The organism is Alteromonas sp. WD8-37 (assembly GCF_055326825.1).
Window position 1 is genome coordinate 227,064 of record NZ_JBUZOV010000001.1, and the last position, 16,516, is coordinate 243,579.

Below are 16,516 nucleotides of genomic sequence, written 5' to 3' on the forward strand. Positions count from 1 at the left end.
CCAACCAGTACTACGGTTTTTAATAATGATAATCCCAACATCAGAACGAAAAACTCACATTAGCAAAAATTGTATTAACCTGGCCCTTCGGGATGTCTAACTCGACAGCTTCGGCCGGCGGTTGCCATAGCGTGCTGCCGTCATCGTCAATGCGAGTATGGTCCCATTGTGCTTTTAGCGACATATTGTCATGAAAATCCCAGCGCCAGCCGACGCTCAGGGTTTGTTGATTGACGCTATAAAAGTTTAAGAAAAAACGTGCGCTGTTAAGCAATTCCGTGCCGCCTGGAATCTGGCTAAGCACCTGCTCGTTGGCCTCGCCGACTTCAAACTTATCTGCATCGCTAAAGGCAAACGTGGCATACCAGTTATGCTGGCCAGTGTGATAAATCGCACTAACATAGCCGCTGTTGACTTTTTGCACCGCTAGACTTTCAGAATCAATATGAGCCAGTTCTGACATTACCGTCACTGTGCCAAAGCGATATTGGCCACCTACAGAGGTATAGCGGCCTTCCCGATTATTCACATCTATATGCTCAGCAATGATGCCAGCGGTGGGCCAGAGTGCGCTTATGCCCGGTACCTGTTGATTGAGCATAGCAAGGCCATTCGCCAATGGGCTCACCTCCAGAGTGTCAAACTTTACCCGGGTGTGATTAAACGCCAAGTCCCAGTTGAAACTTTGCGCATCTAGCGCCAACCCGACAATGTTATCTAAATTGAGTGGGATTACCGCCTCGGTGGAAAATGCGGTCACTCCGTACTCGCTTTCGCCGGCAAACACTTTGGCCGATATTGTCATGTCGCGCCAGCGGCGGCTGTAGGTAATATCGCCACCATCCACAAACCGGTGTGGAATAACCGCATAAATTTCACTAGGCACATGGGCCCAGGGCAATGCAAAGTCGATATCCCGGTATTCGGTCAGCAAGAACAAATCAAAGGCCGTGCGACCGGCGCGAAATGACCATTCCGGCGAGGGGGCATAGCGAATAAAGGCCAGGTTTAACAGCGAGTCCAGAGTGTAATCCTGTTGATCCCGGTAGATCACCTGGACCACCGCATCAAAAGTGGGGGAGGCGATTATGTCCAGTTGCAGGCCCAGCTTACTGGTTTGCTCAAAATCCACGTCGCTATCAAACACGCCATCAGGCTTGGAAAAATCGCTACGAAAGCCAAATTGCTCTGAGTCTGACGTCACCACGCCTAACGAGCCAAACCCGGACACATTGGCAGTGGGGGCGGCTATTGTGGCGGCGGACACACACGCGCTTAGTAAAAAAAGAGGAATAATACGCATTATATATAGTTTTATTTTTATCATCCATGGGCTTACAGGCAAATTTGCTTTTTGCCTGAGCTTTTTTCAGCGTAACCTATCACACTTTTGGGTGGCGGCAAGTGTCTTTTTAAGGCATAAGGTATAGCTTTTATTATGTAAACGTATCCAACATCACTGCGGCTACTGATCGATAACCAATCACCCTCAACTCAATAGTGGCCGCTCACTCTCATCCTAATCAGTGATGACCGCCACCCGACTGTGCGGGCAGCGCAACAATGTAGGCAGGCTAACTTTAAGCTCCACACCCCGTTTTCCAGCACTGACATATAAGGTGGATTCATCTTGCGCCAGATGACTAATCACCAGTGGCCACGACCGTTTTTGCCCAAAAGGAGAGACCGCGCCGGCGATATAGCCGGTAGCCGCGGGCAAAGCCGGTTTTGCAGCCAGTTGTACTGATTTGTGGCCTAGTGCAGTGGCCAGTTTTTTCAGGCTTAACTGATGCGTTTGGGGGATCAGCGCACAGGCGTAGCCGCCTGGGGTCTTTACCATCAGCGTTTTAAAAACCTGTGAGGGGGGGACGCCCAGCTTGGCAGCCGCTTCAGCGCCATAACCTGCCTGGCCGGGCTGGTGCTCAAAGTTAAGCACTTCAAACTCAAGCGCCAGCGCGCGCAACCAGTTAATGGCCGGCGTCATCTGGTAGCCCTGCCTGGATTCGACATTGATAACGGTAGCGGCGCGCTGCGTTTCATCACTCGGCCGGCGTAAGGGTCAGAGTGTGCTGGGCGTCACCTGGCAACAGTGGGGTAGACTGATGTTCTGCATAGGCGGCAAACCCGGCCTGGAAATATTGCGACAACGGATGGCCGGACTGGCCACCTGGTAATGTGAGCACGGCATCGGCTAAGCGGCCTGGTTGCACAAGCAAGCGTTGAGAAGCGCCAAAGGTCGGTTGCTGCACGGCTGGCATATAGCTGTCACCAAATCCTGCCACTGCCGGCATATTCAGATACTGGCCCAGGAGTGGCACGGTATCGGCAAACGGGTGCTTGATGGTAAGAGCGTTGGCTGCGCCCCAGTTAACTTCTGCCAGGCTACTTTGCGGGCCGGCTGCAGTTAATAGCTGTGTGCGTGCCTGCTCATAAGCGGCTAGCTGCAAGGCCTGCCAGCTATCGACATCCGGCGGTAACCAGCTGTCCGGCTGTTCGCTAAGCAGGCGTTGTACCGCGGGTTCAATCTGGCGCAACAGGCCATTGGGGTAAAAACCATGCTGTTCCAGACGGGAGAATATGGGTGCCATCAGGCTATTGATCACCTGGCTGCGAAAACGCCGGGTGAGGGTATAACCCACGGATTCCGGGCAGGCGCAGTCCTGCCAGTTTTCCAGCGCTGCCAGCGCTTCTGCATGCTCGCCCTCAGCTGATTTTAAGGTATGCATCAGCAGCTGGTGCCAGGGGCGCATAAAGCGGGCCTCGTTATCCAGCTGAATGGCATAAAAATCCTGCTCATTAAATTGCTGGCGTTCGGCTAAGCGATCGCGAATCTGCGTCTGGCGCGCGCCCAGTGCATAACCACCATCACCAAAGCGTTCTAACTGCTCGGCAGAAATCACCCGGGCGTTGGCTGTCCAGATACGACTCTCTGCAGGGTTGTACACCACCGGTAGATTGGTTTCGGCCTGTTGCCAGGCCGCACTAATCTCATCCGGGGCAATGGCAACCGGCGAGGGTGTAGGGCGGGCGGTAACAGCACCGGCCGGGGTCCAGGCAATATTGCCATCGGCATCGGCGATAACCATGTTCTGGACCGGCATACGGATTTGCCGGGCCAGCGCAACAGCGTCCTGAGTTGTGGTGACCACATCCAAATCCAGGATCCCCAGATTGGCCGCGTACGGCTGATGGGCCACCCATTGCAGCGCATAGTTTTGCTCGCCAATAGTTTGCACCGGCCCGTATTCACTCATGGTTAACGGCATAGTGTGCTGGCCGTCAGGCAGCAATAGGGTTTCGCTGACTTGCCAGGTGGGCGCCTCGTCGGGCAGTGCTACCCAGTCCACATTATCCAGGTTGGCATTGGTAAAGCCCCATGCAATCTTGCCATTGGTACCGACCACAATGCCCGGCAGGCCCGGCAATGTAACCCCGGTGACCTGCACCGACTGGCCATCACGGGTGTAAGACAACTGTGCACGATACCAGGTCAGCGGCACGCGCAGGCCCAGGTGCATATCATTGGCCAGCATGGCGCTGCCTGAGTTAGTTAAGGCACCGCTGACCGCCCAGTTGTTACTGCCGATATCCGGCGGTGCTTCGCCCTGCCACTGGGCTGTTTTGTTGACATCAAGTGGCGGCACCGGGCCGTCATATACAGGCAGGGTAGAGCCGTCCAGGGCCGACTGATATTGCGATGGGGATTGTAAAAACCGCAGCATTTGCGGGCCAAAGTTCAGCGCTACGCCAGTCCGGGCCAGGTCCAGTTTTACCTGGCCTTCCTGCAAATCCAGGTACATGCTGTATACCACCAGCAAACTGTCTTCCGGCGTCCATGACGCAGGGTTAAAGCCAGTCAGCCAGTATTCAAAGGGTTTACTGCCAAATTCGGCAATGGCCTGATTCACCCCATCGGCATAGCGTTGCAACAAGCGGCGCTGCTCGGCCGGCAGGCTGGCCAGGGTGGTGCGGGCACGGGCACGAAACTGGTGAAAGCGCACCGACTCATCATGGTTTAAAGCCCGCTCGCCCAGCCACTGGGCTAGTTCACCGGCTGCTGCGCGACGCTGTAAATCCATCTGAAAAAAGCGGTCCTGGCCATGAGCCAACCCCAGTGCATAGGCGGCATCGGCCCGGCTGGTGGCTTTTATTACCGCCTGGCCCAGCGCATCGCGATGCAGGCTGACCGGGGCATCAAGCTGCGCCACGGCTAGCTTGCCATCCAGTTGAGGCAGGCTTTGATTCAAAATAAAGAAAGCTGCACTGCCAGCGCCTAGTACCAGTATCAAAAGGCTGATTGTTAACCACTTAATCCAATTTAGCACGTGTGTTACTCCCTGTTTTTCTCTATCCTATCGGGTAATTTAGGTGAATTGAAGACAAAATAAGCAGGAGCAAGCATGGGCCCTCTGATGCTGGATTGTGCCGGCTATGAGCTGACCGGCGAGGACCGGGATATTCTTGATCATCCGCTGGTGGGCGGAGTCATTTTGTTTAGCCGTAATTATCACGATAAAGCGCAACTGGCAGCATTGGTAAAAGCCATGCGCGGTGCCGCCCGCAACCGCTTGCTGATTGGAGTGGATCATGAAGGAGGCCGGGTACAGCGTTTTCGCGAACGCTTTACCCGCCTGCCGGCCATGGGCCGCCTGCAAAGCCTGGCTAGCGGTGGCACCACTGCCGAGCAGCTGGCCAGCGCCTGCGGCCATATACTGGCCCACGAGTTGCGCCAGCTTGACGTGGATTTGAGCTTTGGCCCGGTGCTGGATGTAGACGGCGTTTCCACGGTGATAGGCGATCGCGCCTTTGCGACCGACCCGGATACGGTGGTGGCGCTGGCCACAGAGCTGATTGAAGGCATGCATGCCCAGGGCATGGCGGCCACCGGCAAACATTTTCCCGGCCACGGCAGCGTAGTGGCCGACTCGCACGTGGCCATCCCGGTGGACGAACGGCCGCTGGCTGAGATCAACGCCCACGATCTACGTACCTTTAGACAACTCTTGCCGCAGCTGGACGCCGTAATGCCGGCGCATGTGATTTACAATGCTGTGGATGACCAGCCGGCCGGGTTTTCTGACTATTGGCTGCAAACCTGTCTGCGCGGGCAGTTAGGCTTCGACGGTGTGATTTTTTCCGATGATTTATCCATGAATGGGGCGAGTGTGGCCGGCGGCTACCCTGAGCGTGCGCGCCAGGCCTTAAGCGCAGGATGCGATATGGTGCTGGCCTGTAATAACCGTGCCGGTGCGGTGACTATTCTGGATTCTCTGGCGCTACCAAAACAGGCCAACGACCGGTTGCATGCCTTTAATCGCCGCCAGGCCATGCCCGGTGCAACAGAGGCATACAAACGGGCAGTAAAACTGTTGGACCGGTATGGCGATCAAATATAACTGGCTAGGGATTTGCGCATTGGGCAGCCTGCTTAGCTGGCAGGGGCTGCTGTGGGGCGGGCTGACTGAGGCGCAGGCCATCACCGCCGGGCTGACGGTATTAATTGCCGGGTTGTGGATCACCGAAGCCTTACCCATTGCGCTGACCGCGCTGGTGCCGTTTGCCGCCTTTCCCATGGCCGGCATTATGACCTACCAGCAGGCCGCTGGCGCGCTGGGCTCCCATGTCATTGTGCTGCTAATGGGTGCATTTATGCTCTCCAAAGCCTTAGAAAGCTGCGGCGTACATAACCGGCTGGCAGCCTATATGCTGGCGCTGACGGGGGCCGGCAGCGCGCGGCGCCTGGTGCTGGCCTTTATGTTGACCTCGGCAGTGCTGAGCATGTGGATCTCTAATACCGCCACAGCTTTGATGCTGCTGCCTATCGCCATGGCAGTGGTCAATGCCATCGGCTCACCAAGGGTGGCGGTGGCGCTGTTACTAGGGTTAGCTTATGCCGCCAGCGTTGGCGGGGTGGGTACGCCCATTGGTACGCCGCCCAACATCATCTTTATGAATGTGTATACCCAGACCACTGGCAATGAAATCAGCTTTTTAAACTGGATGTCTACGGCGCTGCCGATTGTGGTGGTGGGCATTATCCTGATGGCTTTCTGGCTGACCCGCTCATTAGGCACCTTGCCAGCGGTCAATCTACCAGTGGCCGGGCCCTGGCGGCCAGCTGAACAGCGCGTGCTGATGGTATTTGCCACAGTGGCACTGGCCTGGGTATTTCGACCGTACTGGACGGACTGGCTGAATATGCCCAATGTGGGGGATAGCACCATTGCCATTGCTGGCGTGCTGCTGATGTGTACTCTACCCAATGGAGACCGCCAACAGCCTGCGCCCTTGCTGCACTGGAATACTGCCACCCAGATCCCGTGGGGCTTATTGTTGGTGTATGCCGGTGGCATCTGCCTGGCGACCGCGTTTATGGAGTCCGGCCTGAGCCGGTTGCTGGGCGAGCAACTGGCCACCCTGGGTGTGTCCCCGGTGATTTTGGTGGTGCTTATCCTTTGCCTGGCTGTGAGCTTTGTTACCGAAGTGACTTCCAACACTGCCACCGCCACCCTGTTGATGCCCATTTTGGCCAGCGCTGCAGTAAGCATGCAAATAGACCCGCTGATCTTAATGATGCCGGCAGCCATCAGCGCCAGTTGCGCCTTTATGATGCCGGTAGCCACTCCTACCAACACCATTGTGTATAGCAGCGGCGAGCTCAAAGTCGCCGACATGGCCCGCGAAGGGGTTGTGCTAAACCTGATGATGGCGGTAGTGATCACCGCCGGCGTAGCGCTGACGCGGTTGTAAGTTGGCAAACTGTTAGTGCATTACCGCTCTACGTATTGAGCAACTTTGTCGGTAATATGCCAACTGCCCTCATGGTTAATCAAGTTCAGGTAGTCAACGTACCCTTGTTTACCCTCGTCACCCCAAGTGAATTCCACCGTGGCATTAGCAGCATTGCCAGTGGTTTTTAAATCGGTGATCTCAATCGAGACATTCCACTCATTGCCGGTATTCACAAGATCAGCAAAATCGTCGCGGGTGTAGTTTAGGTAACTGCCATCTTTGCCATAATATTGGATTGACGCCGACTGCAAAAATGCCATTTTAATATGCTCACCCGACCCGGTTTTTACCGCGGTAATATAGCTGTTTACAGCGTCCTGCGGTGAGCCGAACTCATGGGCCAACACCTTTGCTGACAATAGCAAGCTCATCGCTAACGCCGCCACCTTTATTGAACGAACTAACATACTGGATCCCTTATTGTTTTTTGAATAGTTATCGAAGACTAGCGGCAAAATGCATTTTGTGCAATGTGGTGTTCGTTTTGCTCGATTCTCACGCGCTAAAATTGCCGAAGTCAAAGCCGCCGCGGCGTGTGGCATCACTCTTTCCCGATCCATTACGCGCTTCCAGCGTAGATAATTTTTTACAAAAAAAAACAATATTTTTATGATGCCTGTTCTAGGACGTCGTTTGACCTAGGGGCTTACAAACATCAATCGTTTTGAATATCAGGAAGATGTATGGAAGTTGAAAAGAACGAAACACCAAGCCTCTCAGTGGCGTTAACGCCAGTTATACTGACGCTTATTATTTTGGGGATACAAATTTTTTACTTCGGGGTGTTCGAACCCCACATTCCGCTTGCCATTGGGGTAGCGCTGGCAAGTTTAGTCGGGATCTACCAGGGCCTGACATGGGAAAACATTCGGGATGGTATTTTCAAGGTGATTCATGTAGCGTTGCCCGCGGTGAGCGTGCTCATCGTTGTGGGGATGATCATAGGGATATGGATCGCCAGCGGGACGGTGCCGACCATTATCTACTATGGGTTAAAAACCTTATCCCCAGAACTCTTTTTGCCAGCAGCCATGGTGATTTGTGCTGTAGTGGCGGTATCGCTGGGCACCAGCTGGGGCAGTGTGGGCACAGTGGGTCTGGCCTTGATGGGGATCGGTGATGGCTTTGATATCCCCATGTACTGGACGGCGGGTGCCGTGGTCTCTGGCGCCTTTTTCGGCGACAAGGTCTCACCACTTTCTGATACCACCAACCTTGCGCCGGCAGTAACCGGCACCGATGTGTTTTCACATATCAAAAATATGATGGCCACGACCATACCTGCCATGGTCATTGCGTTTTTCATCTACCTGGCAGTGGGCTTTTTGGTGATTGATGCCGAAAGCGTGTCATTTCAAAAGATAGAAGGTATTACCACCGCGCTGCAGGATAATTTTTATATCTCTGGGTGGGCGTTGCTGCCCGCGTTGGTGGTTATGGCGCTGGCGCTGAAAAAACTGCCGCCACTACCGTCGCTGTTTGTCGGCGTATTAGTTGGGGGCGCTTTTGCCATGATTGCGCAGGGCCAAAACCTGCAAGCTGTGTTTGATTATGCCAACAACGGCTATTCCATCCAGACCAATATCAGTGAGATAGACGATCTGCTTAATCGGGGTGGGGTACAGTCGATGATGTGGACCATCTCGCTGGTGCTTATTGCGCTGGCATTTGGTGGCGCACTAGAAGCCACAGGCTGCCTGAAAAGTATCATCAATTCGATTAAAAAAACGGCAACTACCTTTGCCCGCACCCAGGTGGCCGCTGTAGGCACCGCGTTTTCAACTAACCTGGTGGCGGGTGACCCCTATCTGTCAGTAGCCCTACCCGGCAGAATGTTTTCGCCGGTCTACCGCGGCATGGGGTATTCAACACTGAATTTGTCCCGCGCTGTTGAAGAAGGAGGCACCCTGATGTCCCCTCTGATTCCCTGGAATGCCGGTGGTGCCTTTGTGATATCGGCGCTTGGCCTGGGCATATCCGGCGATAATTTAGAAAACTTACTGTACATCCCGCTGGCATTTGCCTGTTGGACCGCACCAATCATAGGCATCATTTACGCCTACCTGGACTGGTTCTCGCCTAAGGCCTCGGATGAGGAACGTGAGCGGTGGGAGTCAGAAGATGCTGCCATTGCCCGGTTTAATGATGACGGTAAGCCTGTGCAAGAACAGGTAGAAAAAATGGAGACCTAGCATTTTAAGCCCTGCAAGACATCGGCTGATTTTAAACCAGCCGATGTCTTGCAAAATCGGCTTTCTCAACTTCCGTATTTTTAAAATTATTTCGAAGTAAAATGTCATAAACCAATTAACTTTAAGCATCAATAAGCATTTATGTTCATCGTGAACCTGTAAGTAAAAATTGCGAGATAAACAGGTTCTACAAAATAGCAAACATTCGGGAAACTTTTTCAATGAGTTTCATTTCAAGGGCTATTTAAGTCAAAAAATCTGAGTAATAATATATAGAAAAAACGCTATTCGCACTCAACTGCCAATAAAATAGCAATAAGCCAACGGCTGCTTTTCGTACAGAGGGGCCGCCGGCCTCCAATTGATATTCGGACTGCAATCAGCCCATCAACAAGTCGCTTTCTCACTCCGGTAACGCCGCATGCAGGTAGCCACGGCCATAGTCCATGGTAATGACAAAATGCTTTAAAACTTCATAGCCAATTAAGCCCTCGACTTTCTTTCCTCTGATGCGGGTGCCGGTGGTTTTAAATTGATTATTCAGGTTGATGTTACTGCTTTCAGCATTAAAAGAGACCAGTGTGTTTTCCAGGGTATAGGGCCCGAATACGACCTTATCGATTCTGGTGGTTTCCATATTACCTGATTTATTCATGCCACTGGATTTGTGCACCTGGTTGCTTGTATTGGCTAAATTCAGGCCTTCTGCCAGGCTCCGTTCAATCATGATGCCGCCGGCATTACCGGTATCCAGTACTAACCAGGTTTTGCGCCCATTTAAGGAAACTTCCACCAGTGGCCTGCCCGAGCCGCGCTGTTCCACCATAGGAACATTTTTTATTTCATGTAAATTGACCGAATCACGACTGATAAGGCGCATTTTTTTATTGGGGTAATCGATTTGCATAACGTTGCCCTGGAACAACGCTGCCCCCAGCAGCAGGCCTTTGGAGCTGTGGCCTAGCGAAACCTCGACCACATTGTCTATTTTCATTGTGGTACCGAATATGCCAACCGGGACATTGGAAAACTTATTGTGCCGCTTTTTGCCAAACACACCTTCGATATAGGTGCTGCCGGTACCGGTATATTCGAGTTCGTGCTTCTCCATAAATGCTTTATTGATGGCACTGACCTGGGAACCACTGTCTAAAATGGCAAAAGTGGGGTGGCCACTGACGGTCACGGGGAGGGCAATGTGACCGCCATATAATTCAAAGTTAAGCCAGGGAGATACTGAGGCGTGCGCGGTACCAGCCCCAATTAATAATACAAAACCACACAATAAACGACGTAACATAACCGATCCTTAGTTAAATTCCTTATTGGAGACTACCATACTTTGTACAAATAAAAACCGCCTGAAAAGGCGGTTTTTATATAAGAAAAATTTAAAAAAGGTGCAGTTTTTAATTTTTATTGGGAGTTTCTTTTTATCTCTGAGATGGCATTAAATCTATGCTACTGGAGCCAGGTTCTTTTATTTACTGAGCAGGCACTTCCACATCGGCCACGCCGGCCTGATGGTTACAATAACGGGCCAGTACAAATAAATAATCGGATAGCCGGTTGATGTAGGCCAGTGCGGTAGCCGGTACATCGTGCTGGTGGCTTAGTGCTACCAGGGTACGTTCAGCGCGCCGGCATACGGTGCGACACACATGGGCCTGGGCGGCGGCCACACAACCACCAGGTAAAATAAACTGGCGCTGGGCAGGTAGCAGTGCTGATAAGCGATCGATATCATTTTCCAACTGGGTCACCTGTTTTTCGCCCAGGCTGCTGGTTGCTGAGATCAGATAACCGAGCTGGAACAAGTTGTATTGCACAGTTTGAAGCGTGGCTTTTTCCTGCTCGGTTTGTGCCACCAATAGCCCAATCTGGCTGTTCAGCTCATCAATATCGCCATAGCTGGCCAAGATCAAATCATCTTTGCCCACACGGATCGGTTTGTCGGCATAAATACGGGTCTGGCCGGCATCGCCGCCGCGGGTGTAAATCTTCATATTAAAAGCCTTCGGGAATGTTGTAACGGCGGATCTCAATCACCATGCCAAACAACGGATGGTCAAAATAATGCAGTTGTTTGCTGATCACGCGCCGTATCTGGTTAAAAGGCACTGACACCAACTGGTATTCAGGCTCAGCGCCGTCACTGATAGCCTCGGGATCCAGCGGAATGGGCTGGCGATAAAATAACTCAGAATCGATATGCAAATAGGGCACCCGATTAATGTATTTCAAATACACCCGCACCTGGCCGTCGAGCTGCCAGATGGGCTCGCCACCTTCCATCGGCGCCAGGCTGCTGCCATCGGCTGGCGCGGTCGCCGCGGGGGAGAGGGTAGCCAGCATACCAGCCACATCCAGCGGTTCTGCCTGACGCAGGCGGCTATCTAAGCGGTCAAAAAAGCGGTTGGAGTCGGCAGATGCAGGGCCTTCCGCCTGCATTTCAAGATCGTTGTCTTCGCGCCACGGGTTCGGCTGGCGCTGACGGCCATCAGCCTGAAACTGGCTGGCATAATTTTGTCCGGCAAACAGCCTTACTGAGGGGGCTTTGTTCTGGCCAAAGGCAACCGGCTGGCGCCAGGCTGTATGCAGCAGCCGGGTGAGGCCGCGGGTACGGCGGATTTGTTCCGATAATTTGGTCAGCTGCAGCGCATCGGCACTTAACACCTGCGGAGAGCCTTTGAAGGCATCGCTGCCTTTGGGGATGACCGGCAGCACATCGGGCATCGGCAAGCTGTTATCGGGCAGGTGGCGCTGCCAACGGTTGTTGGCATAAGTTAACCAGGGGGTATCAGGCTGGCAGCTTTTGACCGCAGGAATCCGGATATCCACCGGCTGTGGGCCATGAAATTCCAGCCACCAGGCCGCCGCCTGAGCTGGCGTAACATATTGGGCATTACCTGTGGACAGGCGTTGCGCATTTCCGGTAGATAGACTGCTTGGGTCTGCGGCCGGTGTGTCAGCTACGGTTGATAGCGCATCCGGTGCCTGCCACAGCGGCCGCGGCCAGTCTGCGGCGGGTTCGTGCTGGCAATGCGGCAGGCTTTGTTTTAACAGGCTAATATCCGGCTGTAACAATTTACCGAGTAGGTCCCAGCCCGCCGGTGGTGTTGCCAGATTGTCGGCATACTCAAACTGTTCTTCCGAAGCGCTGACAGACTGGCCGCGGTCAAATACGATAACCTCCACATCGAACCACCAGTTTTGTTGCGCCCGGGCGGTCCCGGCCAGGCTCATCATCAGCAGCGTTACATACAGCGCGAACTTCATTTAGCGCGTCTCCCTGGCAAATTCATTTAATAGCTCTTCGGTAAAGGTAATACGATCTTTGGCGGACTCAGTTTGTTTGAGCACTTTAAGTTTCTGGCTGCCTTCAAATTTAAAGATGCGCGGCTGGGTTTGCACCAGCTGAATAATAAAACCCGGGTCCACCGCAGTGTCCTGGCGAAACTCCAGGCTGCCGCCACCGCCGGAGAAATCAATTTTACTGATCCCCAGTGCTTTGGCCTGCAGCTTAAGCTCGGCCACTTTAACCAGATTTTTGGCAGCATCCGGTAACAGGCCGAAGCGGTCAATCAGCTCCACCTGAAACTCATCAATGTCGGCCTTACTGGCACAGCTTGCCAGCTGCTTGTACAGCGACAGCCTGGTATTCACATCGGCAATATAATCTTCCGGGAACAGCGCCGGGATACGCAGCTCCACCTCGGTCTGGCCGGCCAGGCTGTCATCCAGTGATGGCTCGCGGCCTTCTTTTAAGGCGGTTACAGCCTGGTCCAGCATATCCATGTACAGGGTAAAGCCTACGGTGGCAATCTGGCCGGATTGTTCATCGCCCAGCAGTTCACCGGCGCCACGAATTTCCAGGTCGTGGGTGGCCAGGGCAAAACCGGCCCCCAAATCTTCCAAATTGGCGATGGCTTCTAGTCGCTTGCCAGCATCTTTGGTCATGCGTTTGGGGTGGGGTGTGAGCAAATAGGCATAGGCCTGGTGATGGGAACGGCCGACCCGGCCTCGCAACTGGTGCAACTGCGCCAGGCCCAGATTATCCGCCCGATCCATAATGATGGTATTGGCGGTGGGTACGTCGATGCCGGTCTCGATGATGGTGGTACACACCAACACATTGTAACGCTGGTGGTAAAAGTCGCTCATGATGGCTTCCAGCTCGCGCTCACGCATCTGGCCGTGGCCGATGGCGATACGGGCTTCTGGCACAATTTGGGCAATTTCTTCGGCAGTGCGCTCGATGGTCTCGACTTCATTGTGTAAAAAGTACACCTGCCCGCCGCGCAAGATCTCCCGCATGATGGCTTCGCGGATCACCGGTTTGTTGCGTTGCTGCACAAAGGTTTTGATGGACAAGCGCTTGGCCGGCGGTGTGGCGATAATGGAAAGATCGCGCATGCCCGATAAGGACATGTTCAGCGTCCGGGGGATGGGCGTAGCGGTCAGGGTCAAAACGTCCACATCGGCGCGCAGGGCTTTAAATTTTTCTTTTTGTCGTACCCCGAAGCGGTGTTCTTCATCGATGATAACCAGGCCCAAATCGGCAAATTTCACATCTTTGCTCAGCAGTTTGTGGGTGCCCACCACAATGTCCACCTGGCCGCTGGTGATGCCTTCGGTGACCGACTTTTGCGCTTTACCACTGACAAAACGGCTCATCACCTGAATATTAAACGGCCACTGAGCAAAGCGGTCTTTAAAGTTTTCATAATGCTGCTGGGCCAGCAGGGTAGTGGGCACCAGAATGGCCACCTGTTTGCCCTGGCTGGCGGCCAGAAAGGCTGCACGCATGGCCACTTCGGTTTTACCAAAGCCTACATCGCCGCACACCAGCCGATCCATGGCCTGCGGGCTGCCCATGTCCTGGATCACTGCATTAATGGCTTGTTGCTGGTCGGCGGTTTCTTCAAACGGGAAGCTGTCGGCAAAGGTTTGATAGTCCTGCCATTCAATGGGGTAGGCAAACCCCGGGTTGGCGGCGCGCTTGGCGTACACATCGAGTAATTCGGCGGCCACATCGCGGACCCGTTCAGCGGCTTTTTGTTTGGCTTTCGACCAGGCATCTGAGCCCAGCCCGTGCAGTGGCGCATGCTCCACATCGCCACCGGTGTAGCGCGAAATTAAATGCAGCGACGACACCGGCACATACAGTTTGGATTGACGGGCGTATTCGATGCACACATATTCGGTGGTCACACCGCCAGCATCCAGCGTTTGCAGCCCAATATAGCGGCCCACGCCATGGTCCAGATGCACCACCGGCTGGCCCACCGACAACTCGGCCAGGTTGCGAATAATGGCACTTTCATCGGTGGATGTGCGTTTTTCCCGTAACCGGCGCTGGCTGATTTTGTAGCCCAGTAATTCGGTTTCGGTGATGATGAGCAGCGGCGTGCTGGTATCGCTCCAGCTGAAGCTGTTTTCCACCAGGCCAATGGTGATCCCCAGCGGTGCGTCGCTGTCACAAAACTCTGTATACGAGCCAAACTGTGGCGGGCGCAGCTGGCTTTTGCCCAAAATTTCCAGCAGATTTTCACGTCGCCCGGCCGATTCAGCCACGAACAAGGCGCGGCCGCCCTGAGCTTTGGCATTATCCAGTGTCTTGTGTAAGGCCTCGGCTTGCTGTTTCTTCTGTGGATTTAACGTAATGCCGGTGAGGCTGGCGCAGGGCGCATTGACGTGGCCGGCTTTATCTTCCAGCACCTCGGTGTGCAGACTGATGCGCGGCCATTGCTTGATGCGTTCAAACAAGCTGTTGATGGGTAAAAATACCTCATCGGGGGCTAGCAGCGGGCGCGACAGGTTATAGCGCAACTGTTCGTAGCGCTCGTTCACATCTTCCCAGAAAAACTCACTGGCTTTGTACAAATCGCCGTGCAACATCAAGGTGGTAGCCGGATGCAGATAATCAAACAGGGTAGCGGTTTGTTCAAAAAACAGCGGCAGATAATATTCCACCCCGGCAGGCATAGTGCCTTTGCTGACCTGCGCAAAAACCGACTCCTGCGCCTGACTGGACTCGAACTTGTCTAAAAACTGTTGGCGAAACAGCGAAATGGCGTCTTTATCGGTGGGGAATTCGCGGGCTGGTAGCAGCCGGATTTTCTTGACTTCATCGGCTGAGCGCTGGGTTTCCGGATCAAAATAGCGGATGGACTCGATTTCATCGTCAAACATATCCAGCCGGAAGGGCCGCTCGCTACCCATGGGGTACAAATCGATAATCGACCCACGCACGGAAAATTCGCTGTGGCTCATCACCTGGCTAACATGCAGATAGCCGGCCTGTTCTAAGTTGCGGCGAAACTGGTCGCGATCCAGGGTTTGGCCCTGTTCCAGCATCAGCAGGTATTTGTTTAAGTAATCCACTGGCGCCAGGCGCTGCATCAGGGTGTTGACCGGCACAATAAAGATGCCCTGGCGCTGGGTGGAAAAATGATACAGGGTTTCTAAACGCTGCGAGACAATGTCCTGATGCGGCGAGAACATGTCATAGGGCAGGGTTTCCCAATCCGGGAACAAAGTTATTTGCGGGTCGCTGTCGGCCAGAAAAAAACCAATCTCGCGCTGCATCTTCAGCGCCGATGGCGTATCGGCGGTCAGCAACACCACCGGGCCTTTGCTGTCGCTGAAGGCGCGGGCTACTGCCAGCGCATCACTGCTGCCCTGCAGGTGCCCCCAGTGCTGGTGGTCCTGGCTGGCGCCGGTGGATTTTGCTTTGGGTAGGGGCAGGACTGTGCTGATGGCTGTCATATCACCTAATGTCTATTCAAGGATGGCCGCGGTGCGTGTAAGCCTACTGGTCGTGGCGGGCCTGCGCACGTTTTCTTAACTGCAGCGTTTGCAAATGCAAACTGGCCCGGACCAGCAGTTCCTGATCCTGCTCGCGGATACGGTTAAAAATAAAGGATATATGGTAGTCATCCTCGACCTGCTGACAAGCAATAACTTCACCAAAACAAAAAATGGCAGCGGCTTCTTCGGTCAAAAATAACTTTATCTGGGCATGGGTGCCGACGGCTAATTCGTGGGCAGCCTTGATGACGACGCCACCGCCACCAAATTTCACGGTGGCCTGGCGGTGGGCTGGATCATCCTGCTGGTGCAGAATGTAGGACATCATCAGGTCAATTTTTTTCGACTGATGATTTAAAAAATCGGCCAGGGCTGTGGCTTGATCACCCATCCCGCGCAAATTACGTAAGGTCGAGGCATCCAGCGCCGACACTTCACCGGCTATGCGAAATGCATATGGCATGGCCTCTTCCAGCTTATCCTGAGCTGGAAGAGCTGTGATATCATCTAATGGCACCACATTGGCATTGAGTTCATGGCCAATCATGAAGTATTCGTCAAACTGTGCCTGTTTTTCTGCCAGTGTCATTGTGTCCATGATTGCTACCACCAATTTCTTGTACGTGCCTGCCCATCCACGTAGTATACCCGATTCGATGTGCCTGTGGGCGAAACCCACTGTTATTGCGGCACTTTAACACGACTTTTGCACGGCGCGT

At 53.7% G+C, this 16,516-nt stretch carries 12 protein-coding genes; 3 read left to right on the forward strand and 9 right to left on the reverse strand.

Annotated features, from left to right (window positions below; translation table 11 throughout):
• Positions 1-40: 40 nt before the first annotated feature.
• The 3 genes from ACTUJZ_RS01090 to ACTUJZ_RS01100 form a co-directional block, all read right to left on the reverse strand.
• On the reverse strand, positions 41-1,267 hold the full coding sequence (locus ACTUJZ_RS01090; protein ID WP_463634417.1) for a porin: 1,227 nt from the start codon (positions 1,265-1,267) through the stop codon (positions 41-43).
• 252 nt (positions 1,268-1,519) lie between these two features.
• Positions 1,520-1,984: an aminoacyl-tRNA deacylase gene (locus tag ACTUJZ_RS01095; RefSeq protein WP_463634418.1), complete on the reverse strand. Its 465-nt coding sequence runs from the start codon at positions 1,982-1,984 to the stop codon at positions 1,520-1,522.
• 55 nt (positions 1,985-2,039) lie between these two features.
• Positions 2,040-4,325 carry a penicillin acylase family protein gene (locus ACTUJZ_RS01100; protein ID WP_463634419.1) on the reverse strand — a complete coding sequence of 762 codons (2,286 nt, stop codon included), beginning with the start codon at positions 4,323-4,325 and terminating at the stop codon, positions 2,040-2,042.
• A 75-nt stretch (positions 4,326-4,400) separates the two neighbouring features.
• On the opposite strand from ACTUJZ_RS01100, the gene nagZ reads away from it, so the two are divergent.
• Together nagZ and ACTUJZ_RS01110 are read left to right on the forward strand one after the other, a co-directional pair.
• Entirely contained in the window at positions 4,401-5,396 is a 996-nt protein-coding gene (gene nagZ, locus ACTUJZ_RS01105; protein ID WP_463634420.1) for a beta-N-acetylhexosaminidase, read from the forward strand.
• Complete coding sequence (locus tag ACTUJZ_RS01110; RefSeq protein ID WP_463634421.1) at positions 5,380-6,750, forward strand: SLC13 family permease; 1,371 nt, start codon at positions 5,380-5,382, stop codon at positions 6,748-6,750. The genes nagZ and ACTUJZ_RS01110 overlap by 17 nt, the downstream gene beginning before the upstream one ends.
• A gap of 20 nt (positions 6,751-6,770) precedes the next feature.
• On the opposite strand, the gene ACTUJZ_RS01115 is transcribed toward ACTUJZ_RS01110, so the two are convergent.
• Positions 6,771-7,199: a nuclear transport factor 2 family protein gene (locus tag ACTUJZ_RS01115; RefSeq protein ID WP_463634422.1), complete on the reverse strand. Its 429-nt coding sequence runs from the start codon at positions 7,197-7,199 to the stop codon at positions 6,771-6,773.
• A gap of 276 nt (positions 7,200-7,475) precedes the next feature.
• Here ACTUJZ_RS01115 and nhaC point away from each other — a divergent pair, with 276 nt between their 5' ends.
• Positions 7,476-8,984, forward strand: coding sequence for a Na+/H+ antiporter NhaC (nhaC, locus tag ACTUJZ_RS01120; protein ID WP_463634423.1), 1,509 nt, complete (start codon positions 7,476-7,478; stop codon positions 8,982-8,984).
• Positions 8,985-9,387: 403 nt separating this feature from the next.
• Here the strand turns inward: nhaC and ACTUJZ_RS01125 are convergent, their stop codons facing one another.
• The 5 genes from ACTUJZ_RS01125 to ACTUJZ_RS01145 all read right to left on the reverse strand — a co-directional run bounded on the left by ACTUJZ_RS01125 (position 9,388) and on the right by ACTUJZ_RS01145 (position 16,395).
• The gene (locus ACTUJZ_RS01125) at positions 9,388-10,284 is read right to left on the reverse strand and encodes an aspartyl protease family protein (protein ID WP_463634424.1); all 897 of its coding nucleotides are present in this window, start codon (positions 10,282-10,284) and stop codon (positions 9,388-9,390) included.
• Between the two features lie 184 nt (positions 10,285-10,468).
• Positions 10,469-10,990: a cob(I)yrinic acid a,c-diamide adenosyltransferase gene (locus ACTUJZ_RS01130; protein WP_463634425.1), complete on the reverse strand. Its 522-nt coding sequence runs from the start codon at positions 10,988-10,990 to the stop codon at positions 10,469-10,471.
• A gap of 1 nt (position 10,991) precedes the next feature.
• Complete coding sequence (locus ACTUJZ_RS01135) at positions 10,992-12,263, reverse strand: CsiV family protein (RefSeq protein ID WP_463634426.1); 1,272 nt, start codon at positions 12,261-12,263, stop codon at positions 10,992-10,994.
• A complete protein-coding gene (mfd, locus tag ACTUJZ_RS01140) occupies positions 12,264-15,755 on the reverse strand; it encodes a transcription-repair coupling factor (RefSeq protein WP_463634427.1) in 3,492 nt (1,163 codons plus the stop codon). It abuts the gene before it with no gap.
• A gap of 43 nt (positions 15,756-15,798) precedes the next feature.
• Positions 15,799-16,395 (reverse strand): PilZ domain-containing protein, encoded by a 597-nt coding sequence (locus ACTUJZ_RS01145; protein WP_463634428.1) that lies wholly within the window; start codon positions 16,393-16,395, stop codon positions 15,799-15,801.
• Between the last annotated feature and the right edge of the window lie 121 nt (positions 16,396-16,516).